This is a genomic window from Brevibacillus sp. AY1 (assembly GCF_029870785.1).
Lineage (GTDB): Bacteria > Bacillota > Bacilli > Brevibacillales > Brevibacillaceae > Brevibacillus > Brevibacillus invocatus.
Genome location: NZ_JAFLPN010000001.1, coordinates 577,858 through 603,809, shown reverse-complemented (window position 1 = coordinate 603,809; position 25,952 = coordinate 577,858). Strand labels below are relative to the sequence as shown.

The 25,952-nt window shown below is 49.9% G+C and carries 25 protein-coding genes and 2 riboswitches; of the genes, 5 read left to right on the top strand and 20 right to left on the bottom strand.

Annotated elements, in window-relative coordinates; genetic code table 11:
- Positions 1-18 precede the first annotated feature (18 nt).
- From JZI27_RS03175 to JZI27_RS03150, 6 genes are all read right to left on the bottom strand, one after another.
- The gene (locus JZI27_RS03175) at positions 19-876 is read right to left on the bottom strand and encodes a carbon-nitrogen hydrolase family protein (protein WP_057133951.1); all 858 of its coding nucleotides are present in this window, start codon (positions 874-876) and stop codon (positions 19-21) included.
- A gap of 172 nt (positions 877-1,048) precedes the next feature.
- On the bottom strand, positions 1,049-1,510 hold the full coding sequence (ribH, locus tag JZI27_RS03170; protein ID WP_280206760.1) for a 6,7-dimethyl-8-ribityllumazine synthase: 462 nt from the start codon (positions 1,508-1,510) through the stop codon (positions 1,049-1,051).
- A 20-nt stretch (positions 1,511-1,530) separates the two neighbouring features.
- Positions 1,531-2,724 carry a bifunctional 3,4-dihydroxy-2-butanone-4-phosphate synthase/GTP cyclohydrolase II gene (locus tag JZI27_RS03165; RefSeq protein ID WP_057133955.1) on the bottom strand — a complete coding sequence of 398 codons (1,194 nt, stop codon included), beginning with the start codon at positions 2,722-2,724 and terminating at the stop codon, positions 1,531-1,533.
- An 18-nt stretch (positions 2,725-2,742) separates the two neighbouring features.
- Complete coding sequence (locus tag JZI27_RS03160) at positions 2,743-3,417, bottom strand: riboflavin synthase (protein WP_122908245.1); 675 nt, start codon at positions 3,415-3,417, stop codon at positions 2,743-2,745.
- A 1-nt stretch (position 3,418) separates the two neighbouring features.
- The gene (gene ribD, locus JZI27_RS03155) at positions 3,419-4,531 is read right to left on the bottom strand and encodes a bifunctional diaminohydroxyphosphoribosylaminopyrimidine deaminase/5-amino-6-(5-phosphoribosylamino)uracil reductase RibD (protein WP_280206759.1); all 1,113 of its coding nucleotides are present in this window, start codon (positions 4,529-4,531) and stop codon (positions 3,419-3,421) included.
- 128 nt (positions 4,532-4,659) lie between these two features.
- A riboswitch (FMN riboswitch) is annotated at positions 4,660-4,810 on the bottom strand.
- 137 nt (positions 4,811-4,947) lie between these two features.
- A riboswitch (FMN riboswitch) is annotated at positions 4,948-5,095 on the bottom strand.
- 68 nt (positions 5,096-5,163) lie between these two features.
- A complete protein-coding gene (locus tag JZI27_RS03150; RefSeq protein WP_280206758.1) occupies positions 5,164-6,420 on the bottom strand; it encodes a M20 family metallo-hydrolase in 1,257 nt (418 codons plus the stop codon).
- Positions 6,421-6,562: 142 nt separating this feature from the next.
- Between JZI27_RS03150 and JZI27_RS03145 the strand changes: the two genes are divergently transcribed.
- Positions 6,563-6,742 (top strand): hypothetical protein, encoded by a 180-nt coding sequence (locus tag JZI27_RS03145; RefSeq protein WP_057133962.1) that lies wholly within the window; start codon positions 6,563-6,565, stop codon positions 6,740-6,742.
- 63 nt (positions 6,743-6,805) lie between these two features.
- Here JZI27_RS03145 and JZI27_RS03140 read toward each other — a convergent pair whose 3' ends face one another.
- From JZI27_RS03140 to dut, 7 genes are all read right to left on the bottom strand, one after another.
- Positions 6,806-8,419, bottom strand: coding sequence for an ABC-F family ATP-binding cassette domain-containing protein (locus JZI27_RS03140; RefSeq protein ID WP_057134004.1), 1,614 nt, complete (start codon positions 8,417-8,419; stop codon positions 6,806-6,808).
- A 338-nt stretch (positions 8,420-8,757) separates the two neighbouring features.
- Complete coding sequence (locus JZI27_RS03135; protein WP_057133964.1) at positions 8,758-9,870, bottom strand: sulfate/molybdate ABC transporter ATP-binding protein; 1,113 nt, start codon at positions 9,868-9,870, stop codon at positions 8,758-8,760.
- Positions 9,871-9,896: 26 nt separating this feature from the next.
- The gene (gene cysW / locus JZI27_RS03130; RefSeq protein ID WP_057133966.1) at positions 9,897-10,730 is read right to left on the bottom strand and encodes a sulfate ABC transporter permease subunit CysW; all 834 of its coding nucleotides are present in this window, start codon (positions 10,728-10,730) and stop codon (positions 9,897-9,899) included.
- Between the two features lie 12 nt (positions 10,731-10,742).
- Positions 10,743-11,582 (bottom strand): sulfate ABC transporter permease subunit CysT, encoded by an 840-nt coding sequence (cysT, locus tag JZI27_RS03125; protein ID WP_280206757.1) that lies wholly within the window; start codon positions 11,580-11,582, stop codon positions 10,743-10,745.
- A 27-nt stretch (positions 11,583-11,609) separates the two neighbouring features.
- Positions 11,610-12,665, bottom strand: a complete 1,056-nt coding sequence (locus tag JZI27_RS03120) for a sulfate ABC transporter substrate-binding protein (RefSeq protein ID WP_280206756.1) — start codon at positions 12,663-12,665, stop codon at positions 11,610-11,612.
- Positions 12,666-12,869: 204 nt separating this feature from the next.
- Positions 12,870-13,238 carry a cytochrome-c oxidase gene (locus JZI27_RS03115; protein WP_057133971.1) on the bottom strand — a complete coding sequence of 123 codons (369 nt, stop codon included), beginning with the start codon at positions 13,236-13,238 and terminating at the stop codon, positions 12,870-12,872.
- A 165-nt stretch (positions 13,239-13,403) separates the two neighbouring features.
- Positions 13,404-13,940, bottom strand: coding sequence for a dUTP diphosphatase (gene dut / locus JZI27_RS03110; RefSeq protein WP_057134006.1), 537 nt, complete (start codon positions 13,938-13,940; stop codon positions 13,404-13,406).
- 224 nt (positions 13,941-14,164) lie between these two features.
- On the opposite strand from dut, the gene trhO reads away from it, so the two are divergent.
- Positions 14,165-15,109, top strand: coding sequence for an oxygen-dependent tRNA uridine(34) hydroxylase TrhO (gene trhO, locus JZI27_RS03105; RefSeq protein ID WP_057133973.1), 945 nt, complete (start codon positions 14,165-14,167; stop codon positions 15,107-15,109).
- Positions 15,110-15,145: 36 nt separating this feature from the next.
- Here trhO and JZI27_RS03100 read toward each other — a convergent pair whose 3' ends face one another.
- Positions 15,146-16,660: a serine hydrolase domain-containing protein gene (locus tag JZI27_RS03100; RefSeq protein WP_280206755.1), complete on the bottom strand. Its 1,515-nt coding sequence runs from the start codon at positions 16,658-16,660 to the stop codon at positions 15,146-15,148.
- A gap of 190 nt (positions 16,661-16,850) precedes the next feature.
- Here JZI27_RS03100 and JZI27_RS03095 point away from each other — a divergent pair, with 190 nt between their 5' ends.
- Positions 16,851-18,302, top strand: a complete 1,452-nt coding sequence (locus JZI27_RS03095; protein WP_057133977.1) for an amidase family protein — start codon at positions 16,851-16,853, stop codon at positions 18,300-18,302.
- Between the two features lie 57 nt (positions 18,303-18,359).
- Here the strand turns inward: JZI27_RS03095 and JZI27_RS03090 are convergent, their stop codons facing one another.
- The 6 genes from JZI27_RS03090 to JZI27_RS03065 all read right to left on the bottom strand — a co-directional run bounded on the left by JZI27_RS03090 (position 18,360) and on the right by JZI27_RS03065 (position 23,756).
- Positions 18,360-18,809, bottom strand: coding sequence for a hypothetical protein (locus JZI27_RS03090; RefSeq protein ID WP_057134008.1), 450 nt, complete (start codon positions 18,807-18,809; stop codon positions 18,360-18,362).
- A gap of 219 nt (positions 18,810-19,028) precedes the next feature.
- Positions 19,029-20,072 (bottom strand): Ldh family oxidoreductase, encoded by a 1,044-nt coding sequence (locus JZI27_RS03085; RefSeq protein ID WP_280206754.1) that lies wholly within the window; start codon positions 20,070-20,072, stop codon positions 19,029-19,031.
- Between the two features lie 244 nt (positions 20,073-20,316).
- The gene (locus JZI27_RS03080; protein WP_251242830.1) at positions 20,317-21,441 is read right to left on the bottom strand and encodes a YheC/YheD family endospore coat-associated protein; all 1,125 of its coding nucleotides are present in this window, start codon (positions 21,439-21,441) and stop codon (positions 20,317-20,319) included.
- 47 nt (positions 21,442-21,488) lie between these two features.
- Positions 21,489-22,409 (bottom strand): RluA family pseudouridine synthase, encoded by a 921-nt coding sequence (locus JZI27_RS03075; RefSeq protein WP_280206753.1) that lies wholly within the window; start codon positions 22,407-22,409, stop codon positions 21,489-21,491.
- Between the two features lie 29 nt (positions 22,410-22,438).
- Positions 22,439-22,786, bottom strand: coding sequence for a thioredoxin family protein (locus JZI27_RS03070; RefSeq protein ID WP_057133983.1), 348 nt, complete (start codon positions 22,784-22,786; stop codon positions 22,439-22,441).
- An 82-nt stretch (positions 22,787-22,868) separates the two neighbouring features.
- A complete protein-coding gene (locus tag JZI27_RS03065) occupies positions 22,869-23,756 on the bottom strand; it encodes a LysR family transcriptional regulator (protein ID WP_057133984.1) in 888 nt (295 codons plus the stop codon).
- A gap of 117 nt (positions 23,757-23,873) precedes the next feature.
- Between JZI27_RS03065 and leuC the strand changes: the two genes are divergently transcribed.
- Both leuC and leuD read left to right on the top strand, forming a co-directional pair.
- Entirely contained in the window at positions 23,874-25,304 is a 1,431-nt protein-coding gene (gene leuC / locus JZI27_RS03060) for a 3-isopropylmalate dehydratase large subunit (protein WP_057134010.1), read from the top strand.
- Positions 25,301-25,885: a 3-isopropylmalate dehydratase small subunit gene (gene leuD / locus JZI27_RS03055; protein ID WP_057133987.1), complete on the top strand. Its 585-nt coding sequence runs from the start codon at positions 25,301-25,303 to the stop codon at positions 25,883-25,885. Before leuC ends, leuD begins: the two co-directional genes overlap by 4 nt.
- Positions 25,886-25,952: the final 67 nt, after the last annotated feature.

Sequence of the window (25,952 nt, the reverse complement as noted above, 5' to 3'; positions counted from 1 at the left end):
CCTCCAGTGGAAAAGGAATCAATTCCAGTCGGGGTAGAGATCTGTTCTTCTGTCGCGCCAGGTGGTTACCGAACCCTTCTCACGCACATCATACAGCAGTTGAATATCCAGATCCGCCGTGACGAGCATGTCATGGTTGAGCTCACCTTCTGCTAAGATGCCGCGTGGCGGGAAGGGAACATCATTCGGGGTCAGGATTGCGGCTTGTCCAAAGTTCGCACGCATAAAGTCTACGGTAGGCAGAGAACCAACTGTACCGGTCAGTACCACATAGACCTGATTTTCTATCGTACGTGCATGGGAGGTGTAGCGCACACGATGGAAAGCATGGCGATCGTCGGTGCAGGACGGGCAAAAAATGACATCTGCACCCCGTGCTTTCGCGATCCGCACCCATTCCGGAAATTCGATATCATAGCAGATGATCATGGCTACTTTCCCTTTGTCAGTATCAAAGATTTGCAGCGAATCTCCCGCCCCCATATTCCAGCCCTTGACTTCCCAAGGCGTGATATGGATTTTTTTCTGCTGGCCGATACGTCCGTCGGGATAAAACAAAAAGGCCGTATTGTACAGCTTGCCATTTTCTTCGATGATGTGGGTACCGCCGATCAAATGCATCTGGTACTTGGCAGCTAGGGAACGAAACAACTCGACGTACTGCTCGGTGAAGTTCGGCAAGGCAGTAATAGGCAAAGCATTGCCTTGTTCATCTCCAATGGACATCAACTGTGTCGTGAAGAGTTCAGGAAAGAGCAGAAACTCTGTATCGTACTCGTCAGCGTTTTTGACGTAGTGTTCAACCTGATGGGCAAATTCTTCAAAAGTATGTATGGTGTGCAAATGGTACTGCACAGCAGATACGCGCATTTTCATGTCTGCTCCTCCTTGCATCCTCTATATGTACATCAGATTTAATATATCAAAAACAGATTATAATGTCTCTCCTTTCAACACTTGTTGCCGCGAAGAAATCAGGAGGAGCGCACCCCCACACACGGAGGAGGCGCTCCTCTACCATCATTCCCGATTACTCCAGCTCAGATTATTAAAATTGTTTGGAAAGATTCGCCATCTCAATCGCCGATACAGCGGCATCCCAGCCTTTGTTCCCCGCTTTGGTACCTGCTCGCTCGATCGCTTGTTCGATGGAGTCCGTCGTAAGCACCCCGAAAATGACCGGTATGCCTGTTTGCATGGAGGCAGCAGCAACCCCTTTGGCGCATTCGCTGCAGACGTAATCAAAATGAGGTGTAGCACCTCGAATCACCGCGCCCAGGGTCACCACGGCATCGTAGCGGCCGGATTCTGCCATTTTTTTGGCAATCAAGGAGATTTCAAAGGCACCCGGTACCCAGGCGACATCGATCTGCTTCTCTTCAATCCCGTGACGTTTGAGAGCATCCAAAGCGCCACCTACCAGCTTTTGGACGATCAATTCATTAAATCTTCCAGCCACTATGCCAATTCGCAATCCTGTTCCTACCAGATTTCCTTCAAATGTTCTCATTTATTGCACACTCCTCGTGATTAATAGTGTAGAAGATGACCCAGTTTTTCCTGCTTGGTCGTCAAGTATTTCTTGTTATGAGGATGTTCAGGCATTTGAATCGGAACACGCTCTAAGACATGCAATCCATACCCTTCCAGCCCGCGAATTTTTCTCGGGTTGTTCGTCAATAAACGCATGCGGTTCACACCCAAGTCGCGCAATATTTGCGCACCGATGCCATACTCGCGCAAATCAGCACCGAACCCGAGCTTTTGATTGGCTTCAACAGTATCCATGCCTTGCTCTTGCAGGGTATAGGCGCGGAGCTTGTTGATCAAGCCGATCCCACGTCCTTCTTGTCGCATGTATAAAAGCACGCCACGTCCCTCTGCCTCGATCTGCTCCAGTGCCGCATGCAGCTGTGGTCCACAATCGCAACGCAATGAGCCGAATACATCTCCTGTCAGACACTCGGAATGGACGCGTACCAGGATGGGCTCATCAGGTGAAATCTCACCCTTGATCAAGGCGACATGCTCCTTGCCATCCAGTTGATTCGTGTAGGCAGCGATGCGAAAATCTCCGTACGCGCTAGGCAGCTTGGCGACTACCTCCCTTTTTATCAACGACTCGGTCTGCATCCGATAGCGGATCAGTTCCGCTATGCTGATCAGTTTGAGGTCAAAGCGTTGTGCGATCTCTTCCAGCTGCGGCAGGCGCGCCATCGAGCCATCTTCATTCATGATTTCGCAGATGACTCCAGCAGGTACACCTCCTGCCAGCTGTGCCAAATCAACTGCTGCTTCTGTATGTCCAGCTCTTCGGAGAACACCACCTCGCTTGGCTACTAACGGAAAAATATGACCAGGTCGCCGAAAGTCATCAGCATGCTTGGACTCATCCAGCATCGCGAGGACGGTGGCGGAACGCTCCTGGGCAGAGATTCCGGTATGCGTACTCCTTTCATCGATGGAGATGGTGAATGCGGTTCCCTGCTTGTCCGTATTGGTTTCGACCATCGGTTTCAGCTGAAGTCTCCCCGCGTGTTCCTCTGTCACAGGGACACAAACCAGGCCCCGTCCGTGCGTCACCATAAAATTGATCATCTCAGGTGTCGCATACTCTGCCATGCAGACAAAATCACCTTCATTTTCACGATCCTCATCATCCACCACGATGACTGCTTTGCCCTGACGCAAATCTTTCAACACTTCCTCTATGTGATGAAACATTTTGCTGGTTCCCTCCTTTTAGGCGAATCCGTTTTCCTGCAAGAAAGACAGATTCAGCCGGCTTTGGCTTGCCATTTGTGGCTTGTCCGCTTTTTGTTCATTCCTCGGATGAAGCAAAAGTCGTTCCACGTATTTCCCGATCATGTCTGCCTCCAGATTCACCCGATCTCCTGGTTTGCGGTCCTGAAGACTGGTCGAAGCCAACGTATGCGGGATGATGGAGACTGAAAAGCTCGATTCATTCACATCCACCACCGTCAGACTAATGCCATCGATGCATATTGAGCCGCGTGGAATGATGTACCTAAGCAGTTCGGCTGTCGCTTCAATTCGAAACCGTACAGCATTGGCATGCAACTGCAGAGACAAAATGGTTCCCGTACCATCCACGTGTCCAGATACAAGATGGCCGCCAAAACGATCACCGAGCTTCATGGCCCGTTCCAGATTGACCTTTTGGCCGCGCTGGAGCTGTCGCAAACTGGTATGGCGAAGCGTTTCAGGCATGACATCCACTTCAAAATGACGCAAAGAAAAGGAGGTCACTGTCAGGCAAATACCGTTGACCGAGATGCTGTCGCCAATACTGACTCCTTCCAGCACCTTTTGAGCACGAATTCGCAAACGGCATGCCTCCTGATTTCCGGTGATGGATTCTACGATTCCGATCTCCTCTACCAAGCCTGTAAACATGTTACTGCCCCCTTCCTACCATCCACTGCGGGTACCCGACTATGCGGATGTCTTGTTCGTCTATAGGTTTAATCTCGGTATGCACCAATCTGACAGCATCGTCCATGCTGGCATATCCAATGCCGCCAAATATAGAGGGCGCTGCTTTGCCGCCCACTAGCTTGAGTGATACATAGCTGATGATTTTTTGGATTGCCTTAGCTTGCAAAAAAGCGGCGTTGATTTCTGCCCCACCCTCTACTAGCAGGGAGGTAATCCCTCTCTCCCCAAGCACGGCTAGAACATGATCGATCTGAAGTTCTCCATCAAGCGTAATCACCGTTACCCCTTTTGCGGTAAGTTCTTCTGTCTTCTTCTGGCTTGATGCTGAAGTGGTTATGATCCAGGTCTTCGCATCTTCACACTGCGTGACACGGGCATTCAGTGGTGTACGTAGCTGGCGATCCAGAATGATACGGATCGGCTGTTTTCCAGCTATGGATCCAGCATGTCGAGCCGTCAGTTCCGGATCATCCGACAATACCGTTCCGACGCCAACCAGAATGGCATCGTGCATTCTTCGCAGATCATGCACCTCTTCACGCGATGCCACACCCGTTATCCACCGACTATGCCCCGTACATGTCGCAATTTTTCCATCCAGTGTACTGGCTGTCTTCAGCGTGACAAAAGGACGGCTGGTCTGTACGTAATGGAAAAAAACTTCGTTCAGCTGTATCGCTTCCTGCTCCTGGATTCCAACGACTACTTCCAATCCAGCCTCTTTCAGCTTATCCACACCAGAACCAGCTACCAGAGGGTTGGGGTCCTTCGTAGCCACTACGACTTTTCGAACGCCAGAAGATAGAATCGCATCGGTACAAGGGGGCGTTTTTCCATGGTGGCTGCAAGGCTCCAGGGAAACGTACAGGGTCGAGCCCACTGCTTGATTTCCTGCCATCTTCAACGCATGGATCTCCGCATGCGGCTCTCCTGCTCTCAGATGAGCACCCATGCCTACAATGGTTCCATTTTTGACAACGATCGCTCCTACGAGTGGATTGGGGCTTGTTTGTCCTTTTGCAGATTTCGCCAAATCGATCGCCATGCTCATATAGTCAATATCTGTTTTCATCCATTCCTCTCCCTTTCTAGGCACGGTCGCAAGAAATAAGAAAACCCCGACACCATTCAGGTATCAGGGCATAGGGAAAGAAGCCTTGCTCTAGCCGTTTTTCAAAAACGAAGACTAGAGAAAGCACAACTCATCTTCTCCCATCCGGACTTTACCGTCGGCTCTGGAATTTCACCAGATCAGTCGTCAAACCGATCACGCTTGGATGACGAGTCGCGGGCTCAGACGCATTGCGCCATTACCGCCGGTCAGGAATTTCACCTTGCCCTGAAGATTGTGCCTATGAAATTCAGACTTTACCCTTGCCCCTCCTCTCTGAAAAAATAAAAAGCCCTTGAGCAAGATCTACTCAGGGCATCGAAAATCAAGCCTTTTTCAAGCCGTTTTTCAAAAAAACAGCTCCAAAAGACTAATCCAAATACCTTCTCCCATCCGGACTTTACCGTCGGCCTTGGAATTGCACCAAGTCAGTCGCCGCCCAAACAACAAGCGGCGAGTCGCGGGCTCAGACGTGCGTTCGTCATTACCGCCGGTCGGGAATTACACCCTACCCTGAAGGCTGGTATTCAGTTGTTGCCATTATAACATACTTTTTCAACACGTCACGCTTTGTATATTTTTCCCAGAATTCGTCAGGTTGCGCACATACGCTGCACGGTTTTGTACAACAGCTCTGTACCGCAGGCGATATCTTCGTAACTGGCATATTCTTTCGGATTGTGGCTGATCCCATCACGGCAGCGCACAAAAATCATCGCGTAATCACATACATACGAAAGGGCTAGCGCATCATGAAAAGGTCCACTCATCAGTTCTGGAGCACGAAGATTTAGTTTGGTGCTTTCTTCGCGAATGATGTCTTTGATCCAGGGGGCGCAATAGCGAGGTTTACTATTGGTATCTTCCGTAATGGTATAGCGTAAACCATGCTGCATTGCGATCTGTTCGATTTCCTGCCGCAATTCCTGCTCCCGCTGATCTCGCCTATGCAAATCAATATCACGCAAATCAACGGTGAAGCTCACTTTTTCAGGGATTATGTTGCGCGAATCAGGAAACACCTGCAGATGTCCTACAGTACCGACCGTCGGTGCTGCCGGATCGAGTTTGGCCAAATCGTTGAGAGCTACGATCACTTTTGCAGCGCCAAGCAAGGCATCCTGCCTCATAAGCATCGGTACCGAACCGGCGTGGCCAGCGAATCCTGTCATTTCTACTGTCCACCAGAGCGGTCCTGAGATCGCCGAGACGATTCCTACTGGCTCCTCCATTAAATCGAGAATCGGGCCCTGCTCAATATGCAGCTCCAAGTAAGCCCCGATCCTTCCCTGTGCATAGAGAGATTCCTCAAATCTATCTGGATCACATCCAAAATCAAGTAGCGCTTGCCTGCGTGTGATCCCGTTTTTGTCCGTGCGCTCCAGCTCGTCTGGCTCCAGCTTACCAAGGATTCCCCGAGAACCGAACAAACCTTTCTGGAACCGACATCCCTCCTCATCGCAAAAGGCAACGACCTCGATGGGCTGATCAGGCACAATTCCCCGCTCATTCATGGTTTGCAGGACTTCCAATCCTCCGAGTACCCCAATGGTTCCGTCAAATCGTCCTCCGTATGGCTGAGAATCAATATGGGAGCCGATCATCAGGATTGGGGCATCCGGATTACGACCGTCCAACCGCCCGATCAGATTGCCGAAGTGATCGATCCGTGTCTGCAATCCCGCTTCCTCCATCCACCCGCGCACCAGTTCCACACCGGCCCGGTCTTCTGCCGACAAGGCCTGCCGACATACACCCGTTTCTCCAAGTTTTCCGACCTCGGCCAATTCCTCAATTCGTCTTTTCAACCGGTCTTGCTGAATGGTAAAAGCCCCGTCTATCTGGTTCATCTTGGACTTCGCCTCCTTACTGACATCGTATTCCGCTCGTCCAGCAACTAGTCTCCTTTTCCCGGTCAAGACGCCTTACCGAATGAATACACGTCCAAGAATCTGCTATAATGAATCGGACAGTTTCGGGAGGTTTTGACGAATGGACAAATGGCTAAACAAGCGTGTGAAGATGAAAGAAGGACCGAAAAAGCGTGGGATTGTCGAATACATAGATGAGCAGTACATCGTGGTCTATTTTACTTTTCCTCGCAAGGAGCGGGTCATTTACCCAAGCAAGGAAGCCTTTCTGAATAAGGTGGAGTTTATCGAAGAAGCGTGATCCACGCAAAAAAAGCCCTTGACTACCTTTTTATGGCAGTAATCAAGGGCTACTTTTTTCTACTTACGCGTAATGCTCGTCACGAAGACGTTTGATCTCGTCGCTCTCGAGATACTCATCGTAGGTCATCATCTTGTCAATGACACCTTTTGGCGTAAATTCGATGATCCGGTTGGCGATCGTTTGCACGAACTGGTGGTCATGCGATACGAACAGCATGGTGCCATCAAAATCGATAAGACCGTTATTGAGTGCCGTGATCGATTCCAAGTCCAAGTGGTTGGTCGGCTCATCCAGGATCAGCACGTTGGCACTTGCCAGCATCATCTTGGAAAGCATGCAACGCACTTTTTCTCCCCCGGACAATACATTGGCCTTCTTCAGGGCTTCATCCCCGGAGAACAGCATACGTCCCAGGAAGCCGCGGATAAAGGTTTCGTCTTGCTCCTTCGAATACTGGCGCAGCCAATCCACCAGATTAAGGTCCGTCTCGAAGTATTCCGAGTTGTCTTTCGGGAAGTACGCTTGAGACGTCGTAACGCCCCACTCGTACGTACCGCTATCTGCCTCGACTTCGCCCATCACAATACGGAAAAACGTGGTTTTTGCCAGCTCATTCGGCCCGACGAATGCCACTTTATCTCCTTTGTTAATGGCGAGATGAAGATTTTCAAACAGCTTCTCTCCCTCAATCGTTTTGCTCAAGCCTTCAATAGCCAACAGGTTTTTGCCCGCTTCACGTTCTGGCTTGAAGTTGATGAAGGGATATTTGCGGCTCGATGGACGAATATCTTCTAAGCTGATTTTCTCCAACAGCTTTTTACGCGAGGTCGCTTGCTTGGATTTGGAGGCATTCGCCGAGAAGCGCGCAATGAACTCCTGCAGCTCTTTCATTTTTTCTTCTTTCTTCTTGTTCTGGTCGCGAACCATCTTCAGCGCCAATTGGCTGGATTCGTACCAGAAGTCATAGTTCCCCACGTACATCTGGATTTTGCCGAAGTCAATATCCGCGATGTGCGTACATACCTTGTTCAAGAAGTGACGGTCATGGGATACCACGATGACGGTATTCTCATAGTCCATCAGGAAGTTCTCCAACCAACGGATCGACTCGATGTCCAGGTGGTTGGTTGGCTCATCCAGCAGCAAGATGTGTGGATTGCCAAACAAGGCCTGTGCCAAAAGGACACGTACCTTCTCATTACCGGCCAGGTCCTCCATCTTCTTGTCGTGCAGATCAGTTGGGATTCCCAAGCCAATCAGTAATCCCGCTGCATCCGCTTCTGCCATCCAACCATTTAATTCTTCAAACTCCCCTTCGAGCTGCGAGGCCAGGATGCCGTCAGCTTCAGAGAAGTCTTCCTTCATGTATAGTGCATTTTTTTGTTCCATGATCTCATAAAGTCTTTTATGACCCATGATGACCGTCTTCAACACTTCGAATTCATCGAACTCGTAGTGGTTCTGCTTGAGAACAGCAATGCGCTCTCCTGGTGTGACAGAGACGTGACCACTGGTAGGCTCGATCTCTCCGGAGAGAATTTTGACGAATGTAGACTTACCGGCACCATTGGCACCGATCAAACCATAGCAGTTACCGGGAGTAAACTTGATGGATACATCTTCAAACAAGGCGCGTTTGCCGTAGCGAAGCGTCACGTTCTGAGTGCTTATCATCTCTATACCTACCTTTTCGAATCGTTCAAACACTTATCTTATCAGAAAAACGTGATTTTGGCAAAAAGAGATGCCCCATCTCGCTATAGAATGGACAGGATCAGGGCATCCTAGCTGGGAATTGTACCTCATGACAGAAAGGAGGGAGCACGATGTCCAAGCAAAACGGTGTAAAAAATGAGATGGGCAACAAGGAAAACCCGTCGCAAACCAGATCTTCCACAACAGTTGGCAAAGAAGAGACACGTTCCAAGCAGCGCGGCGAATAGCTCCTATTTCGAAAGGCAAAAAACCGGTCAACAGCATGAGAGTTGGCCGGTTTTTTGTATATTCATGACTCAAAAGCTGGCTTGGATAGGTAAAAACGTGGGACGGGGAGTGGTCGCTGCGGGAGACTCCACATAAAAGGAAAGGTTGTTCAGCTTGACGAAGACGGTGCTTTTTTCTTCGATTTGCAGCTCGCTAAAGCGCTGACGGCTCATCTCAGCTTCAAACAGCTCATCCGTATCCAATCTTCTCAGATCCAGACGGACGATTGGACCCAACGGTGAAATATGTTGAATTCTCGCTTGAACAAAGTGACCATCGCCTGGCGCTAGAGCGATTTCTACATCGTGTGGCCGCATGTAGCCTACAGCCGGCAGTTCACCCGAATTATGCTCCCACTCTGTCTCAAATTCCGCTTCGCCCAGTCTTACTTTTCCATCGCGAATCCGCCCCCGAAACAGATTGACCCTGCCGAGAAAACTGTAGACGAATGGATTGGCTGGCAAGTGGTAAATTTCCTCTGGTGAGCCGACTTGCTCCACCCGCCCTTCATTCATGACCACAACTTGGTCAGCCAGCTCCATTGCTTCCTCCTGATCGTGCGTGACGAACAAGATGGTCAAGCCAAGCTTCTCATGCAAATGACGGAGCCAACGCCGCAACTCCTGCCTCACTTTGGTATCCAATGCACCAAACGGTTCATCTAACAAGAGAAATTTGGGTTCCACCGCCAACGCGCGAGCCAATGCCACACGCTGTCTTTGCCCTCCCGAGAGCTGGGACGGATAACGATGAGCCAAGCCGTCCAGTTGGACCAAGCGAAGGAGCAAATGAACTCTTTCCTTAATCTCCTGCTTGCTCGGTCTTGTCTTGCGGCTGCGAACAGAGAGGCCAAATGCGATATTGTCAAAAATCGTCATATGCCGAAACAAGGCATAATGTTGGAACACAAAGCCTACCTGACGTTCACGCACATCTCGATTGGTGTTGTCCTCGCCATGAAACAGGATAGCCCCGGTATCAGGCTGTTCCAGTCCGGCGATCAAGCGAAGCAAGGTTGTTTTTCCAGAACCGGATGGGCCCAGGAGCGCAACCAGTTCACCTTCCGGAATGTGCAGGCTTACTTCCTTCAGAGCCGTGAAGTTCTTGTAGGATTTTGTGATATTCACAACCTCTATACTCATCCGTTCTCTCTCCTCACACCAGTTAGTTAAACGTGTTCTCCTCCCGACTCTCTCTGCGTTTTCCACTCAATCAGGCTCTTGATGATCAAGGTGACAAGGGCAAGTGCTGCCAGTAGCGTGGCGACAGCAAACGCAGCCGCGAATTGATATTCGTTGTAGAGGATTTCGACGTGCAGGGGCAAGGTATTGGTCATGCCGCGAATATGCCCGGATACGACGGAAACAGCCCCGAATTCGCCCATCGCTCGGGCATTGCAAAGAATCACACCATACAGCAACCCCCATTTGACATTGGGAAGCGTCACGCGTAAAAATGTCTTCCAGCCACTCGCTCCCAACGAGACAGCTGCCTCTTCCTCATCCTTTCCTTGCGCCTCCATGATTGGGATCAGCTCTCTTGCAACAAACGGAAAGGTCACAAAGGTAGTCGCCAAGATGATCCCCGGAACAGCAAAGATGATCTTAATGTCATTTGCCTCCAACCAAGGATATGCGATCCCCTGACTCCCGAATAGCAACACAAAAATCAGACCCGCGATCACGGGGGAAACGGCAAATGGCAGATCAATCAGGGTCAAGAGCACGTTTTTGCCTCGAAAGGAAAATTTGGCGATCGCCCAAGCTGCAGCCACACCAAAGGTGACGTTAAGCGGGACGGTAATAGCTGCTACCAGCAGAGTCAGCTTCACCGCAGAAAACGTCTCTTCCTCCATAATCGCTGAAAGGAAGACAGCCGTTCCTTGCTTGAACGCCTCCATAAACACCGCGATCAAGGGCAAAATCAAAAACAGCACAAGAAAAAGCAGAGCAACACTGATCAGCAGCCAACGAATCGCGGCAGATTCTGTAATGTGCTTCAGCGGTTACACCTCCTAGCGTGCAGCATCGAATTTATTAATTCGCCACTGCAAATAGTTAATGATCAACAGCATGATGAAGGAAGCCACCAGCATCACGGTCGCGATGGCAGTTGCACCAGCGTAGTCGAACTGCTCCAACTTGGTCATGATCAGTAATGGCACGATTTCTGTCTTGAGCGGCATGTTCCCTGAGATGAAGACGACGGAACCATACTCTCCAAGAGCACGGGCAAAAGCGAGAGCAAACCCTGTGATTACTGCGGGCAAGAGATGGGGTAATATCACCCGGATAAAGGTATTCCAACGTGTTGCTCCCAAGGTCGCAGCCGCTTCCTCCATTTGCAAATCCCAATCCTGCAGTACCGGTTGGACGGTACGCACAACGAATGGCAGCCCAATAAACGTAAGAGCAACCCAGATACCCAATGGTGTGTAAGCAATCTCGATTCCCCACTCCGCAGCATACTGGCCGATCCACCCATTTTCCGCATAGATCGATGTCAGGGCGATTCCCCCCACTGCCGTGGGCAGAGCGAACGGAAGATCCACAATGCCATCGATAAACCTTTTCCCCACAAACTGGTACCTAGCCAGCACCCACGCAACCAACACACCAAAAACGGCATTCATGCATGCAGCCAAAAAAGAGGTAACGACGCTAACCCGAATGGAAGCCAAGACACGATCATCGAGAATGGTGCCGACGAACTCACCCCAGCTCATGGTAGAAGCCTTCAAGAACAGGACTGACAGCGGGATGAGCACCAGGAGGCTAAGATAGATGACGGTATAACCCATCGTCAAACCAAAGCCTGGCAGAAATCCTCTGTTTCGCGATGATTTACTTTTCATGAAGTTGCTCCTCTTGTATACATGTGTTTATGGTTTATAGATCTGGTCAAAAACTCCCTGATCGGCAAAATGCTGCTTTTGTGCTTTTGTCCATCCGCCAAATACTTCGTCGATCGTAAACATTTCGATCTCTGGAAATGCTGGCGTATGTGCTTTCAAAACCTCTTCCGAGCGCGGTCGATAATAATGCTTGGCGGCGATTTCCTGACCTTCCTTACTGTAGAGGAACTGCAAATATGCTTCAGCGACAGGACGCGTTCCGTGTTTAACCACGTTTTTGTCCACTACGGTGACAGGTGGTTCGGCTAAAATACTCATAGACGGATTGACAATTTCAAATTTGTCTTGCCCAAGCTGGTTGACAGCAAGATACGCCTCGTTTTCCCACGCGATCAAGACGTCTCCGATTCCGCGTTCGACAAACGTCGTGGTCGCGCCGCGCGCGCCCGAATCCAGAACAGGAACATTTTTGAACAAGCTGGTGACGAACTCCTTTGCTTTGGCTTCATCTCCTTGATGCTTCTTCAATGCATATCCCCATGCGGCCAGGTAGTTCCAACGAGCTCCTCCAGAAGTCTTGGGATTGGGGGTAATGACGGCGATACCCGGTTTGATCAGGTCATCCCAGTCTTTGATCTGCTTGGGGTTTCCTTTTCTCGTGAGGAAGACGATCGTGGAAGTGTAGGGTGAGCTGTTGTCTGGAAGTTTCTTTTGCCAATCTGCTGCAATAAGTCCTCGCTCTGCCATCGCATCAATATCGTAGGCCAGTGCGAGCGTCACCACATCTGCCTCCAACCCGTCAATCACCGAACGCGACTGTTTGCCTGACCCGCCATGTGATTGTTTGATCGTCAATGACTGGCCCGTTTTTTCATTCCACTCTTCCATGAACATTTTGTTAACATCCTGATAAAACTCCCGCGTAGGATCGTAGGACACGTTGAGCAAATCCAGTTCGGGACCAGCCTCGCCTGACGCTCCTCCTGATCCACTGGACGATGCGCACCCGACTAAGCTCAAAGTGAGCAGCGTGACTCCTACCTTGCGAAATAATGCAGCGTTCAGGTCTTTTATAGATTTCATGCGGCTTCTATTCACTCCTTCTAAACGTTCCTCTGGCAAATATTCTCATCTACCCTATGCCCAAGAGGTAGGCGAAGTGCGGAGGTCGATCCGCTCTAGACAAAAATAGGCACACGAATCAAGTCGGGAATATACAAAAAAGCTCTCCCTCGAAAGGAGAACTTCTTCGTATTCCTCAACCTTTTGGGGTAGCCAAGAATTCGGTTAATCCCGAACATGTTGCCATACATTGATGGCGAACAGCAAAATACCCACTCCCAATACCAATGAACCGATGATGGTACCTACCACATATCCCTCCGATTGCGTATAGAGCATCAGAAACAGCGAACCCTGCATGACAGGCAAACCGATATTGTGCAGCCAAAAGTGCCAGGTTGCCAAAGCAGTCTTGCCAGCAGCAGGATAGGCATAATACACGAGTCCGATGATGGCCAGGGATACCCAGCCCACCAGATTCAAATGCGCGTGTACGGAAGAATACGAAAAAGCTTTGGTAATTCCCATGACAATTCCTAAAATAATGGCGATGACGAAGTAAAAAGCGGCAATCTTGATGAAACGAGCAGCCATTTTTTCACCTCCTTCCGTCCATGTGTTACATATATATTCCAGCGCCAAAGGATCACGACTAATTTCCCAATCATCAGCTTGAACAAAAAAAAGTAAGGGTTGCGTGAAAACAACCCTTACTTCTGTTATTTGTCTGTAAATCATGGTTGGATTAAAGCCGAAAACTTATCCCTGAATGCCGCTGCTGCCAAAACCCCCGCTGCCCCGCTCTGTCTCATCGAGCTCGTCTACGACTTCAAAGAGCGCCATCGGGACTTGCGCGATCACGCCTTGAGCGATTCGATCGCCTTTTCTGATCAGGTAGCTATGCTTGTCTACCTCTTGTTCTACTGTAATTGTTTTTTCACTGGCATCGAAGCATTCTGTTCCCCGCTCATTTGACACAAAACGAATATTATCGATAAGGACACAAACCTCTCCGCGATATCCGGCATCCACTGTGCCCGGTGCATTGGAGAGTCTCAGCTTCGTTTTCGCGCCGATACCGGAACGAGGGCGAACCTGAAGCTCGTATCCTTCCGGCAATGCGAAAGCCAGTCCAGTTGGAATTTTAGCTGACTCTCCAGGTGCGATCAACGTATCTTCTATGGCAACCAAATCAAAACCCGCATCCAACTCGCGAGCGTATTTTGGAATCACGGCATCCTCGTGGAGCTTTTTAATTTTTACGTGCGTGGTCAGACGCTGGCTGTTGTTATTCATCCTTAGTCTCTCCTCTACTTTACCTAGCATTCGTCTCTTAGTGTACAGGATGAGATAACCACCAGCAAGGCAAAGACCGTTTCTTCTTTTCGAGGAAGCCATGCTAATTTTTCATAGAAAGCTCACATTTCCCTTTCTTTTTCTGCGCTTTATCAGCTTCAGTATGATATAATCACCGTTGCATCACAAAACATAATCGAATAAAGAAAGGATGGGATTGTACCTTGCAAGTACAAAAACCATATCGCATTTTGCTTTACTACAAGTATACGCCAATCGACAATTACGAGGAGTATGCGGCCGAACACCTCAAGTTCTGCAAAGAAAACGGACTTCTCGGGCGCATTATCGTCGCTCCGGAAGGGATCAACGGTACGGTATCCGGCACGATCGAGCAAACCCAAGCCTACATGGATTACGTACGGAGCGACTCGCGCTTCGCTGACATGTGGTTCAAAATAGACGAGTCGGATGAGCATGCCTTTAAAAAGATGTTTGTCCGCGCGAAAAAAGAGCTGGTTACATGGCGTTTGGAAGACGATGTCGATCCGAACCAAAAGACTGGCCACTACCTGAATCCAAAAGAGTTTTACGAAATGATGCAGCAAGATGACGTCGTGATTTTGGATGGGCGCAATTACTATGAATACGATCTGGGTCACTTCCGTGGAGCGATTCGCCCTGAAGTAGATTCTTCCCGCGAGTTCCCGGAATGGATTCGTGAAAATATGAGTCAGTTCAAAGATAAAAAGGTCCTCACCTACTGCACAGGCGGTATTCGTTGTGAAAAGCTGACAGGTGTCCTCTTGAACCAAGGCTTTGAAAATGTCTATCAGCTACATGGCGGAATCGTCACGTATGGTAAAGATCCTGAAGTACAGGGACGCCTTTGGGATGGCAAATGCTATGTGTTCGACGAGCGCATCTCCATTCCGATCAATCACACGGAAGAAGATGTTGTCATTGGCCGCTGCTACTATTGCGGCAAGGTAGAAGACCGCTACCTCAACTGCGCAAATCCATTCTGCAACAAGCAGCACTTCTGCTGCCCAGAATGTGAACAAACCTATAAGCGCTCCTGCTCGGACGAATGCCGTGAGCATCCACGCAATCGTTTTGTAGAAGCAGAAGAAAAAGCAAAACTGCAAGCAGCTGGCGCAAAAGCGTAAACGCCGAAAAGATAAAAAGCTGATTCCTTCGGGGAGTCAGCTTTTTTGTATGTCCTTTATTGACGGTATCGTACTTGCTTTGATTAAAGAAAGAACCCCATTCATCGACAAGAAGATGACCATGAGCAATACCATCTCAGCCAGATCGGGAACAAACAAGGAAACGGTGTGCCAGCTCACTTGCGTCAAGTAGAGCAGAACAGGAATGACAAGGCCAGCCAATGAGAAAAATACGCCTCCTAGGGTGAACCACACCCATCTACGCAGCTTGGTCTCCATCCCGCGACGAAAGGAAGTCAATAGCCAGACCGTGATCGCCATTAATACAAGCACTCCCCCTACAGCCAGCCATCTTTCCATGATCGGTGGAAACGAAATGGGTGTAGCCTCCGATCCGAGCAGGATACCCTGAATGCCTGTTGCCACGATGGACAGACGGGCCTCCTCCAAACGATTGTTTTGATTGGTCAGGAGCACAATCCCCCAGCCTGATTCCGGCAGCCAAACCATTTCTGACCGAGCATCAGGCGTAGATCCAGCGTGCCAGATGCGAGTCTCCCCCGTGTCCGTTTGTGTGATTCTCCAGCCGTATCCGTAATAATGGTTCGCACGGACCGATACGGCTGGCTGAATCATTTCCTTTGTCCGATCGGCTGAGATCACCTTTCCCGGTTCTTGCATTGCAATCAAGAACTTCGCCAGATCGGAGGAGCTGGATACCACATAGCCATAAGGAGCACCGCCATTGTCATACGGAATGGGGCTCGGGATAGACAGCCCCAGCCAGGATCGAAATCCGGGCTCCCAGCCTATAGCTTCTGCCTGGCGTACCGTTGCCGCTGAATGCTTCATTTCCAATGAAGAAAAGATAGAGGATTCCATAAACTCAGCATAGGTCATACCGCTTACTTCCTCGATCACTGCACCTAGCACGGCATAATTGGCGTTGCTGTAAATATGCCGGTTACCTGAAGCTGCCTCAAGCGGTTCTTTTGCAAGCGCTCTTACCGTACGCTGGATGGCTAACTGGTCGCTAGCACCTTGATCTGCTATGTTCAATCCGGCGCTTTCGCTCATTCCGCTTGTTTGTGTCAGCACCTGATGAATCGTGATCTGTGAAGCTGCTTTGGCGTCAGGTAAAGAAAACCACGGAAGATATTGTTGGACGGGGACATCGAGCCGTACTTTCCCTTCATCGACGAGTCGCATGATCCCATATGCCGTAAGCGTTTTGCTGAGAGAACCGATAAGAAAAGGCGTCTCGTTCGTGACAGTCTGTTCACTCTCTCCTGTTATCCCCCATGAACGGGAGTACACTTGCTCTCCTTGATACACCAGTGCCGCAGAACCACCTGGGACACCCAGTTTGCGAATTGCCTCATCCAAATAGTGGTCTACCGCTTGCAATTGACTGCTCTGCCCAGGCTCCGCCTTCCCTCCCTGTGCATTTTTAGGGGGAAAGATAAGCAGTGAGAGGATACCAAGCAAGCTGCAAACTACCAGAACTCGCTTCCAATTATGTATGATTCCTGTGTAAAATAAGTCTCTCATCTTGACCTCCCCTTCCCACTTTAGCAAAATCCGCCAAGCGATTAACCGGGCAGGAGGTGGAACCAGTTCCCCGACTTAAGACGGAGTTTGGGAGGAGATTATTCGCAAGCTCACTGGTCCCCCCTTCCATTTATCATAAATTGAAGTAAGATAAGAAGAAGTCCAAATTGAATGAAAATAGGTGAGATAGATGACACTTAACCATGAATCCACAATTCTGGAATGGCAACAAGCGATGGAAGAGGGTAAAACGACATCGCGCGAGCTAACTCAAGCTTTTTTGAAAAGGATTGCCGATAATGACAAACAAGGACTGCTTATAAACGCAATCAGCGAAATCAATCCGGATGCCCTACATATCGCTGATGCCATGGACCGGGAACGCGCTTTGACCGGAAGTCGCGGCCCGCTGCATGGTATTCCGATCCTGATCAAGGATAATATAGCGACACATGACAGCATGCACACGACGGCTGGATCACTCGCCATGGCAGACTCTTATGCCTCTGCAGATGCTTTTCTCGTGTCCCGCCTTCGAGATGCCGGAGCTGTGTTGCTTGGTAAAACAAATCTGACGGAATGGGCGAATTTCATCTCGGATCACATGCCAAACGGATACAGCTCCCGTGGCGGACAAGTACTCAATCCGTACGGACCAGGAAGCTTGGATGTCGGTGGCTCCAGTGCAGGGTCGGGAGCCGCAATTGCAGCGGGCTTTGCCGTGGCAGCAGTAGGTACGGAAACGTCCGGCTCTATTCTGAATCCTGCCGCCCGCAATTCATTGGTCGGCATCAAACCAACTGTTGGTCTGATCAGCCGCACGGGAATCATTCCGATCGCCACGAGTCAGGATACGGCAGGTCCGATGGCTCGTACGGTAGAAGATGCAGCCATTTTGCTAGGCGTCATGGCTGGAATCGACGCACAAGACCCCGCTACGGGCAAAAGCAAAGGTCTCGTCCCAGCCGACTACCGGTCCAGTCTCGACCTCGACGGGTTGCGTGGGGCAAGGATCGGGATTGTACGCTCCCGTTACATCGCGAAATTCGCTCAAGATGAGCAGGCATTGTATGAAGATGCAATCACCGTGCTGAAGGAAGCAGGGGCTACCGTCATCGATTCGATCACGATTCCATCCGAAGAAGCCAACTGGCAAAATCTCGTTCTGATCCATGAGTTCAAATCCGGCTTGAATGCGTACTTAAAAACCCTTCCGGCATCTTTTCCATTGCGAACGTTAAAGGACATCATGCTCTGGAACCAGCAGCATGAGGAGCAAGCATTGCGCTATGGACAGATTCTCTTCGAAAAAGCAGAGAAAACAAGCGGTGCGCTGACGGAGCCGGAATATATCACTACTCGCCTTTATGATTTGGAGATGTCTCAGCATCAAGGGATCGATGCCGTCTGTAACGAGCACAACCTGGACTGTTTGGTCTTCCCGATGAGTGAAGGAGCTTCGATCGCAGCGCGTGCTGGGTATCCTTCCGTCACCGTACCTGCCGGCTATACACAGGCAGGCAAGCCATTTGGCATCATGTTTACAGGTCTAGCCTTCCAGGAGTCTGCTCTCATCCGCTACGCCTATGCCTACGAACAAAAGAGTCACAAGCGCATCGCCCCACCTTTGCTCAACCATTAAGAACCAACGTAAAAAACGCAGAGCGTCCACTTGGCGCCCTGCGTTTTTTCTCTACCGCTATAAAGTCGTTTTCTCTGCTTCCGCCTTGCCGAGGCGTTCTTGAAACAACGAGCCCAATTGCCCAATATCCACTTCCCATTTTTCGTCCTTGTAGAAAACTGTTGCCTTGGTCTCTCCTTTGACCCCGACGATGCGGATGCTGGCTGTCTTCACTTCATAGCTACCGTCCGGTTGAAACGTAATATCAGCATCCTTCAGCTCTGCATCCAGAATGGGAGTGATGGTCTTGTCCACAATCTCTTGGGTTGCTTGTACGGCTGTCCGCCCCATCTGAATGACTTGCTCGGGTGAAAATTGAAAAAAGAGAACGAGGACGACCCCGATCAGGACAAACATAGAAAGGATTCGAATTAATCCTTTGACGAGCCATTGCGCTGCCAAAATGACAAGGATGATGCACAACGCAACAGGCCAGTAATCTTTCACCAATTGAAGCAATTGCTCCACGGTTATCACTCCTTTGTTTCCATTCTCGCCAAAAGTGGCCGGGGTTTAACCATCGCAGAGCGCAGATATACGTGTAAACAGAAGAAAAAAACCGTCGCACAATGCAGACGGATCCTTTCCGTTACTCGATTCATCATGATATTCGACCAACATTGACATTCCCCTGCCACTCTGTAAAAAACGTTAGCAAATCTTGGAGGGTTTTGTAGAAAAATCGAATTATTCATATAGAGCTGGTACACCGAGAGAGTCCGCAAGTTGATTAAGCTCTGCCAGCACATGCTCACTGATCACGATTCCGTTTTTCATTCTTTCTTCTTCTTGGAGAAATTCAATCTCTCCAGGCAGATACAGCTCCTCCACACCGCTCGCACGAACAGCACTCTTCACGTAGGCACCGAGAGTCGATGCCTGCTCTCTGAAACGCTGCACTTCCATGAATGACGAGATTTGGATGGCTATCATGAAATGCGCGATTTCCTGCTTTTGCGAAAAGTCATAGAAAGAGGGAATCATTTTCGAGAACACTCCACCCGACAATACGCCTGTCAGGAGTTCGATCATAAGAGCCAATCCAAAGCCTTTTGGTCCACCCAAAGGTAAAACGAAGCCCCCTTCTACGACAGCGGCTGGGTCCCTAGTGGGCTTACCTTCCCGGTCTGCACCCCATCCTTCTGGAATCGATTCTCCCATTGTTTTGGCGTAAACGATTTTTCCAAATGCGACATTACTGAGTGCCATATCGAGAAGAAGAGGAAATCTCCCATCGGTTGGCGCAGCTATTGCCAGTGGATTATTGCCTAGCACTTTTTCTGCCCCGCCCGTAGGTGGCATCAAAGGCGTGGTGTTGCTCATCACAATCCCTATCATTCCTTGCATGCTAGCCATCATTGCGTACCCTGCAGCAATTCCAAAATGATTGCTGTTTTGGACGGATACCATGCCCACTCCGTATTTTTTGGCTTTTTCCATCGCCAGCTCCATCGCTTTCTTCCCTACGATCTGTCCCATAGATCCATTCCCGTCCATTAATGCAATAGCCTTTTCATCACGAAGGGTCGTGATCAAAGCTTCACTGCGCACCAAGCCCTTTTGTATCCTTCTCACATAGACGGGAAGCCGCATAAATCCGTGACTGTGAATCCCACGCGCGTCCGCATTCAGCATGGTTTTCGATATCAGGTCGGCTTCATCCTTTGGTACCCCGATCTTCGTCAAACATGAGATAGAAAATAGCAATAGCTTCGTCGCCTGTATATCCATGTGTTCTCTCCTTTATCTCCTACATTGAGAGTGAGACCCTGCCAAAAGCAACTCTTGCCCTCCCTTTCCTCACCCACGGGTGAATGTTGCGACATTCCATGACCGCTGCTGCTTCCACTGGTATTTTAAGCAGGAGTGACGCAATGGTGCCCCCATATGATGCTTCATTGTCTTATAAGACAAAATCATCATGATCGTTATTCACAGCAAAAAGAACCAGACCTGTTAGAGGTCCGGTTCCCAATCAACCATTTGCTTTATTCCTAGCTTGTATCGGATGAATCCTTAACTGACTTTGCCCGTTTGTTCTCGCTAAAAACAAGGCGTATTCGAGAGGACGGCGTATCGCTTTCTGGTACCTCTCCTTATCGCCCATTTGCGAAAAAATTTCCCTCCCAGGCTTTGGGTTCACTTCAATCAGCCAGGCTCGCCCCGACACGTCAATCCCGATATCGAGACCGAATTCAACCATCCGACCAAAATGGGCTTCCAGGGATTCGGCTGTCTGCTGCGCGAGCGCCTCGCAATCTCTCACGATACGCGCAGTGTCGTCTTCACCGAAATGGGGACGCAGGAACGTTGCTGCTGGTACTGCTTTCCCACCCCCGTGCAAATTGGAGGTTGCACTGCGTTCCCCACCGATTCGTATTCCGTGACCGGTGATACTCCATTCTCCATGTCCATCCTTTTGAATTAAAAGGCGCATATCGATGGTTCGCTTGGGAATGAGATCGAGGTGAAGACCTTGCTGGACGATATATTTTTGCCCCTTCGTCCATTTGTCTACCCAGTTTTGTACAGCCGAGAGCTGGGTTAGCATGGCCGAAACTTTCAAGCGTTGCTTATCCCGCCCGAGTAAACGATAACCGCCGCCAATCTTTTCTACGCGTAAAATATTTCGCCCACCCGTGCCATTAATAGGCTTCACGTACAAAATCTTGTGACGCTCCAGCATCGTTGCGAGTTTACTTCTCGTGTACAGCCAGGTCTCTGGCAACCAGCGATGCATGCGGCTGTCCCGAACCAACACATCATGAACCCGCCATTTGTTCGCTAGTCTGTTGTTTACATACAAGAAGGAGCTTTTGCTCCGAAAAGCAACGTAATCCTTGAAGGCTTGCGTCGGCGTATACCGGTAGCGGTCAAAGACTGCATCTGGGCGATCAAAGAGTTGGCCATGCCATTTACCTTGCTCGTTTAGCACGTAACCTTTCACCTGTTTTTCATGTGCCTTCACATCTTTCGGTGAAAATAAAAAGACGCGACAACCCAATTCTCGCCCCGCTTTCAACAGCTTGCGAAAGTAGGCTGGTTCCGCGAACTTTTTACCTTCCCGCCAGGTTAGAATTCCGATTGTGGGTCGTTTCATCCGACCATCCTCCCTCGTTTCCTTCCTGGCAGTTTATTCACCTACACCTATTTTGGCACTTCTCTCAAGGCGTTTTGCAAAGCCTGCAGCTCAACAGGCAACGGTGCCTGTACCCGAACGACTTGCCCGCCAAACGGATGGCGAAACTGAAGCTGTGCGGCATGCAACGCTTGCCGGTTTATAAGACCGACTTTTCCACCGTACAAGGTATCTCCCAAGAGCGGATGACCGATGTGACTCATATGAACGCGAATTTGATGCGTACGTCCGGTCTCCAGGGAGCATTGAAGCAGAGTGACATCTTGATAGCGCTTCATGACCTGATAGTGTGTTACCGCCTTGTCGCCATTTGGTGTGACCCTCCTGCGCGTGGCATGATTGCGATCCCTGCCGATCGGCTCGTCTATCTTCCCTCGATCAGCTTTCACACGTCCCTGAACAAAGGCCTGATAGGTGCGCTTGATCTGACGTTCTCGCAGCAGCTCGTCTAGCAATGCAGCTGCCCACGCGTGTTTGGCGTACAGCACAACTCCCGATGTTTCCTGGTCCAGTCTGTGTACGTGGCGCACTTTGCTGAAAACTCCCGTGCGAGCGAAATGGCCAGCCACCCAATGATCCAGGGTGCCGCGATGCTCGGGCTCAGTCGGATGAAGCAATACACCTGCGGGTTTGTTTACGATCAACAAATGATCGTCCTCGTACAGAACATCAAGCGCAAAAACAGCAGGCTCTACACCATATGGCTCCTGCTGGCATAGACGCATTCTAAGCTCCTGGCCCACTTCACCGCGCACATGCTGGGCGACAGGTGTTCCGTCCAGCCATACCTCTTTATGCTGAAACAAAAGATGGACCTGCTTGCGAGGCAGTTTCCATTCTTCCCGCAGCAGGTTCCCTAATGGCATGGCTGTGTCTGCTTCACGCAAATGCGCTATCAGCCATTCTCCTTCTTTATGCATATCAAGCATTTTTCTCAAGTCCCCTTGCTGAATCGACGTTACTCTTGTGCCAATCCCTGGCTTACTTGAATGGCACGGTCGAGGAAATGCTCGATCTCTTCACGGCTTTTGCCCAGTTTGCTGACGAAGCGGATGAGCTCCTTGCCTTCGTGGAAGGCGATAAAGCTAGGAATTCCGAATACATCCAGCTTTTGAGACAGCTCTGGCAAGGTGTCGCGATTAATGGCGACCATGTCCAATTTATCTGCATATGCTTTCTCGACTTCTGGCATGAAGGGATCAATCCGGTGGCAATCCGGGCACCAGTCAGTGTAAAACTTTACGATTACAGGCTTTTGGCCATTTGTAGCTTGCTCAAACTCTGCTTCTGTCTTGATTTCTCTCATTTCCGTTTCCTCCCTTGAATGATTTGGCAATAGTGTATCACAGGCCATTTCTTTTGTCGCTTTGTGTGTGCACTTAAAGGTTTTAGATTTGTCCGCCCTGATCTACGAGAATCTGGACAAAAGCCTCTGCAGGCTTTGACAACGGTCGATCCTTGCGATACGCCACAACCAGGGTGCGACTTGGCTTGGAGGTCAATCGCACATAAACCGGCGGCTCAATGGACCCTGGTGCAAGAGTAATCATTTTCGGAGCAAAGGAAAATCCCATGCCAGCGGATACAAGTGATTGTACCGTCTGGATATTGCTGCTTTCAAACACGATGCGAGGGCGAAAACCAGCCAGTTCGCACAAGCGCAAGGAAATCGTCCGGAAGCCTTGACCTTCCTTCAACAGAATGAAGGGTTGATCCGACAACTCTGCCAGATCGATTTCCTCGCGTTCGGCCAACGGATGCTGAGGCGGTACGGCAAGAAAAATTTCCTCGTTGATCGCAGGGATTGTCTCAATGGATAGGTCTCCGATCGGCATTGTCAGTAAGCTGACATCTATTTTGCCTCTCACCAGCAGTTGTTCCAAGTGGCTAGAGGTATCCTCCACCAGTTGAAGCTCGACTCCTGGAAAGCGCTTTGTAAATGCAGAAATGACATGAGGCAATACATAAGCTCCGGTGATTGGCAGACTCCCTACCATCAGCTTGCCGCTCTCTCCTACTGCATACGAGCGCATCTCGCGTTCCAAACCGTCCGACATGTCCACAAGGGTTTGGGCAACTTGTACAAAGCGTTGCCCCGCATCTGTCAGCTCAACATGCTGGGGCAAGCGGTGAAATAACGTAACACCCAAGAGCTTTTCCAGCTTGGCAATCTGTTGGCTGAGTGATGGCTGGGCTAGATGTAATCGATTCGCTGCGCGGGAAAAACTGCGTTCTTCCGCAACTGCCAGCACATAACGGACTTGTCGTAACTCCATAAAAACCTCCCGATAGGCAAAAACTATCCTTCTCATAATTATTATATCTTTGATCTATTTTCATTGCCATGATACAACCTTGATAAGAGTTTTTCGCACGAAGGAGGAAAAAGAATGATGAAACCCCGCACGATGTTTGAAAAGATTTGGGACAACCACGTCATCCACGAAGAAGCAGGGAAACCGAGCCTGCTGTATATCGACCTGCACCTGGTGCACGAAGTAACCTCACCACAAGCGTTTGAAGGACTCCGTCTGGCTGGACGCAAAGTTCGCCGCCCAGACCTGACTTTCGCGACCATGGATCATAACGTTCCGACTGCTGACCGCTTTAATGTCAAAGATCCAATCTCCCGTCAGCAAATGGAGACCCTCACCCAGAACTGTGAAGAATTCGGAATCACACTCGCTGACCTGAACAGCCCGGATCAAGGGATCGTTCACGTTATCGGACCTGAGCTGGGCTTGACTTCTCCTGGTAAAACGATTGTTTGTGGAGACAGCCACACCTCTACTCACGGCGCTTTCGGTGCACTTGCTTTTGGTATTGGTACCAGTGAAGTTGAGCACGTACTGGCTACTCAATGTCTGCAACAATCGAAACCAAAAACAATGGAAGTTCGCGTAAATGGTGATTTGCCATTCGGTGTTAGCGCAAAAGACTTAATTTTGGCGATCATCGCAAAATACGGAACCGACTTCGCAACGGGCTATGTCATCGAGTATACCGGAGCTGCAATTCGCAAGCTGACCATGGAAGAGCGCATGACGGTTTGCAACATGACCATTGAAGGTGGCGCACGCGCTGGTTTGATCGCACCTGACCAAACGACATTTGATTATTTGAAAGGCAAGCGCTTTGCTCCTCAAGGCGAAGACTTCCTGGCAGCAGTAGAAGCGTGGAAGCAGCTGGTTACAGACGAAGGTGCGCAGTACGATACCGTATGCGAAATCGATGCTACGACGATTGCGCCACAAGTAACCTGGGGAACAAGCCCTGGAATGGGTACGGACATCACCAAAACCGTTCCAGCACCAGAATCTTTCGAAACAGCCAACCAACGCAAAGCGGCTCAGGATGCACTCGCCTACATGGGTCTGACTCCAGGAACGCCAATGAGCGAAATCAAGATCGACCGTGTCTTCATCGGCTCTTGTACCAACGGCCGTATCGAAGACCTGCGCAAAGCTGCTGAGGTGGCAAAAGGACGCAAGGTCTCCCCTTCCGTACATGCGATGGTCGTGCCTGGCTCCCAACTGGTTAAGCAAATTGCTGAGCAAGAAGGATTGCATCTGATTTTCCAAGAAGCTGGCTTCGACTGGCGCGAATCTGGATGCTCCATGTGCCTCGCGATGAACCCAGACATCCTGAGTGAAGGCGAGCGTTGTGCTTCCACTTCCAACCGTAACTTCGAAGGTCGTCAAGGACGCGGTGGACGTACACACCTGGTAAGCCCAGAGATGGCAGCAGCCGCAGCGATCGCTGGACACTTCGTAGATGTGCGTGAATGGAAAAGCGAGAACGCTAGCAAGGAGGTATTCCAATGAACCCATTTGTCATCCATACAGGAGTGGCTGCCCCACTTGATCGTGTAAACGTAGATACGGACGCCATCATCCCCAAACAGTTTTTGAAGCGCATTGAACGCAGCGGATTTGGACAGTTTCTGTTCTACGAATGGAGATTTGAAGTAGATGGCAGCACGATTGATTCGTTCATTTTGAACACACCTGAGTACAAGGATTCTACGGTCCTGCTCGCCCGCAACAACTTCGGATGCGGCTCTTCTCGTGAGCATGCTCCTTGGGCCCTGCTTGACTACGGCTTCCGTGTAGTCATCGCTCCATCTTTTGCTGACATTTTCTACAACAACTGCTTCAAAAACGGCATTCTGCCAATCAAGCTGAGCGAAGAACAAGTCGACGAACTGTTCAAACGCGCTCAAGGACAGAAGAACTATCAGCTGACTATTGATCTGCAGGAACAGGTAGTCAAAGACAACGATGGTCTCTCCTACCCGTTCGAGGTAGATTCCTATCGCCGCTACTGCTTGCTCAACGGCTTGGATGACATCGGCATTACCCTTCAATACGAAGATAAAATTGCTGCTTACGAAGCTCGCCGCTAATCAGGCCGAAGCTACGTGAAAAGGCGAAGGCATGGAGCTACTAGCTTTCATGCCTTCGCTTTTTATG

Excerpts from the sequence above, each read along its gene's own strand:
- JZI27_RS03175 (WP_057133951.1), bottom strand. The coding sequence starts at position 876 with ATGAAAATGCGCGTATCTGCTGTGCAGTACCATTTGCACACCATACAT.
- ribH (WP_280206760.1), bottom strand. The coding sequence starts at position 1,510 with ATGAGAACATTTGAAGGAAATCTGGTAGGAACAGGATTGCGAATTGGC.
- JZI27_RS03165 (WP_057133955.1), bottom strand. The coding sequence starts at position 2,724 with ATGTTTCATCACATAGAGGAAGTGTTGAAAGATTTGCGTCAGGGCAAA.
- JZI27_RS03160 (WP_122908245.1), bottom strand. The coding sequence starts at position 3,417 with ATGTTTACAGGCTTGGTAGAGGAGATCGGAATCGTAGAATCCATCACC.
- ribD (WP_280206759.1), bottom strand. The coding sequence starts at position 4,531 with ATGAAAACAGATATTGACTATATGAGCATGGCGATCGATTTGGCGAAA.
- JZI27_RS03150 (WP_280206758.1), bottom strand. The coding sequence starts at position 6,420 with ATGAACCAGATAGACGGGGCTTTTACCATTCAGCAAGACCGGTTGAAA.
- JZI27_RS03145 (WP_057133962.1), top strand. The coding sequence starts at position 6,563 with ATGGACAAATGGCTAAACAAGCGTGTGAAGATGAAAGAAGGACCGAAA.
- JZI27_RS03140 (WP_057134004.1), bottom strand. The coding sequence starts at position 8,419 with ATGATAAGCACTCAGAACGTGACGCTTCGCTACGGCAAACGCGCCTTG.
- JZI27_RS03135 (WP_057133964.1), bottom strand. The coding sequence starts at position 9,870 with ATGAGTATAGAGGTTGTGAATATCACAAAATCCTACAAGAACTTCACG.
- cysT (WP_280206757.1), bottom strand. The coding sequence starts at position 11,582 with ATGAAAAGTAAATCATCGCGAAACAGAGGATTTCTGCCAGGCTTTGGT.
- JZI27_RS03120 (WP_280206756.1), bottom strand. The coding sequence starts at position 12,665 with ATGAAATCTATAAAAGACCTGAACGCTGCATTATTTCGCAAGGTAGGA.
- JZI27_RS03115 (WP_057133971.1), bottom strand. The coding sequence starts at position 13,238 with ATGGCTGCTCGTTTCATCAAGATTGCCGCTTTTTACTTCGTCATCGCC.
- dut (WP_057134006.1), bottom strand. The coding sequence starts at position 13,940 with ATGAATAACAACAGCCAGCGTCTGACCACGCACGTAAAAATTAAAAAG.
- JZI27_RS03100 (WP_280206755.1), bottom strand. The coding sequence starts at position 16,660 with ATGAGAGACTTATTTTACACAGGAATCATACATAATTGGAAGCGAGTT.
- JZI27_RS03095 (WP_057133977.1), top strand. The coding sequence starts at position 16,851 with ATGACACTTAACCATGAATCCACAATTCTGGAATGGCAACAAGCGATG.
- JZI27_RS03085 (WP_280206754.1), bottom strand. The coding sequence starts at position 20,072 with ATGGATATACAGGCGACGAAGCTATTGCTATTTTCTATCTCATGTTTG.
- JZI27_RS03080 (WP_251242830.1), bottom strand. The coding sequence starts at position 21,441 with ATGAAACGACCCACAATCGGAATTCTAACCTGGCGGGAAGGTAAAAAG.
- JZI27_RS03075 (WP_280206753.1), bottom strand. The coding sequence starts at position 22,409 with ATGCTTGATATGCATAAAGAAGGAGAATGGCTGATAGCGCATTTGCGT.
- JZI27_RS03070 (WP_057133983.1), bottom strand. The coding sequence starts at position 22,786 with ATGAGAGAAATCAAGACAGAAGCAGAGTTTGAGCAAGCTACAAATGGC.
- JZI27_RS03065 (WP_057133984.1), bottom strand. The coding sequence starts at position 23,756 with ATGGAGTTACGACAAGTCCGTTATGTGCTGGCAGTTGCGGAAGAACGC.
- leuC (WP_057134010.1), top strand. The coding sequence starts at position 23,874 with ATGAAACCCCGCACGATGTTTGAAAAGATTTGGGACAACCACGTCATC.
- leuD (WP_057133987.1), top strand. The coding sequence starts at position 25,301 with ATGAACCCATTTGTCATCCATACAGGAGTGGCTGCCCCACTTGATCGT.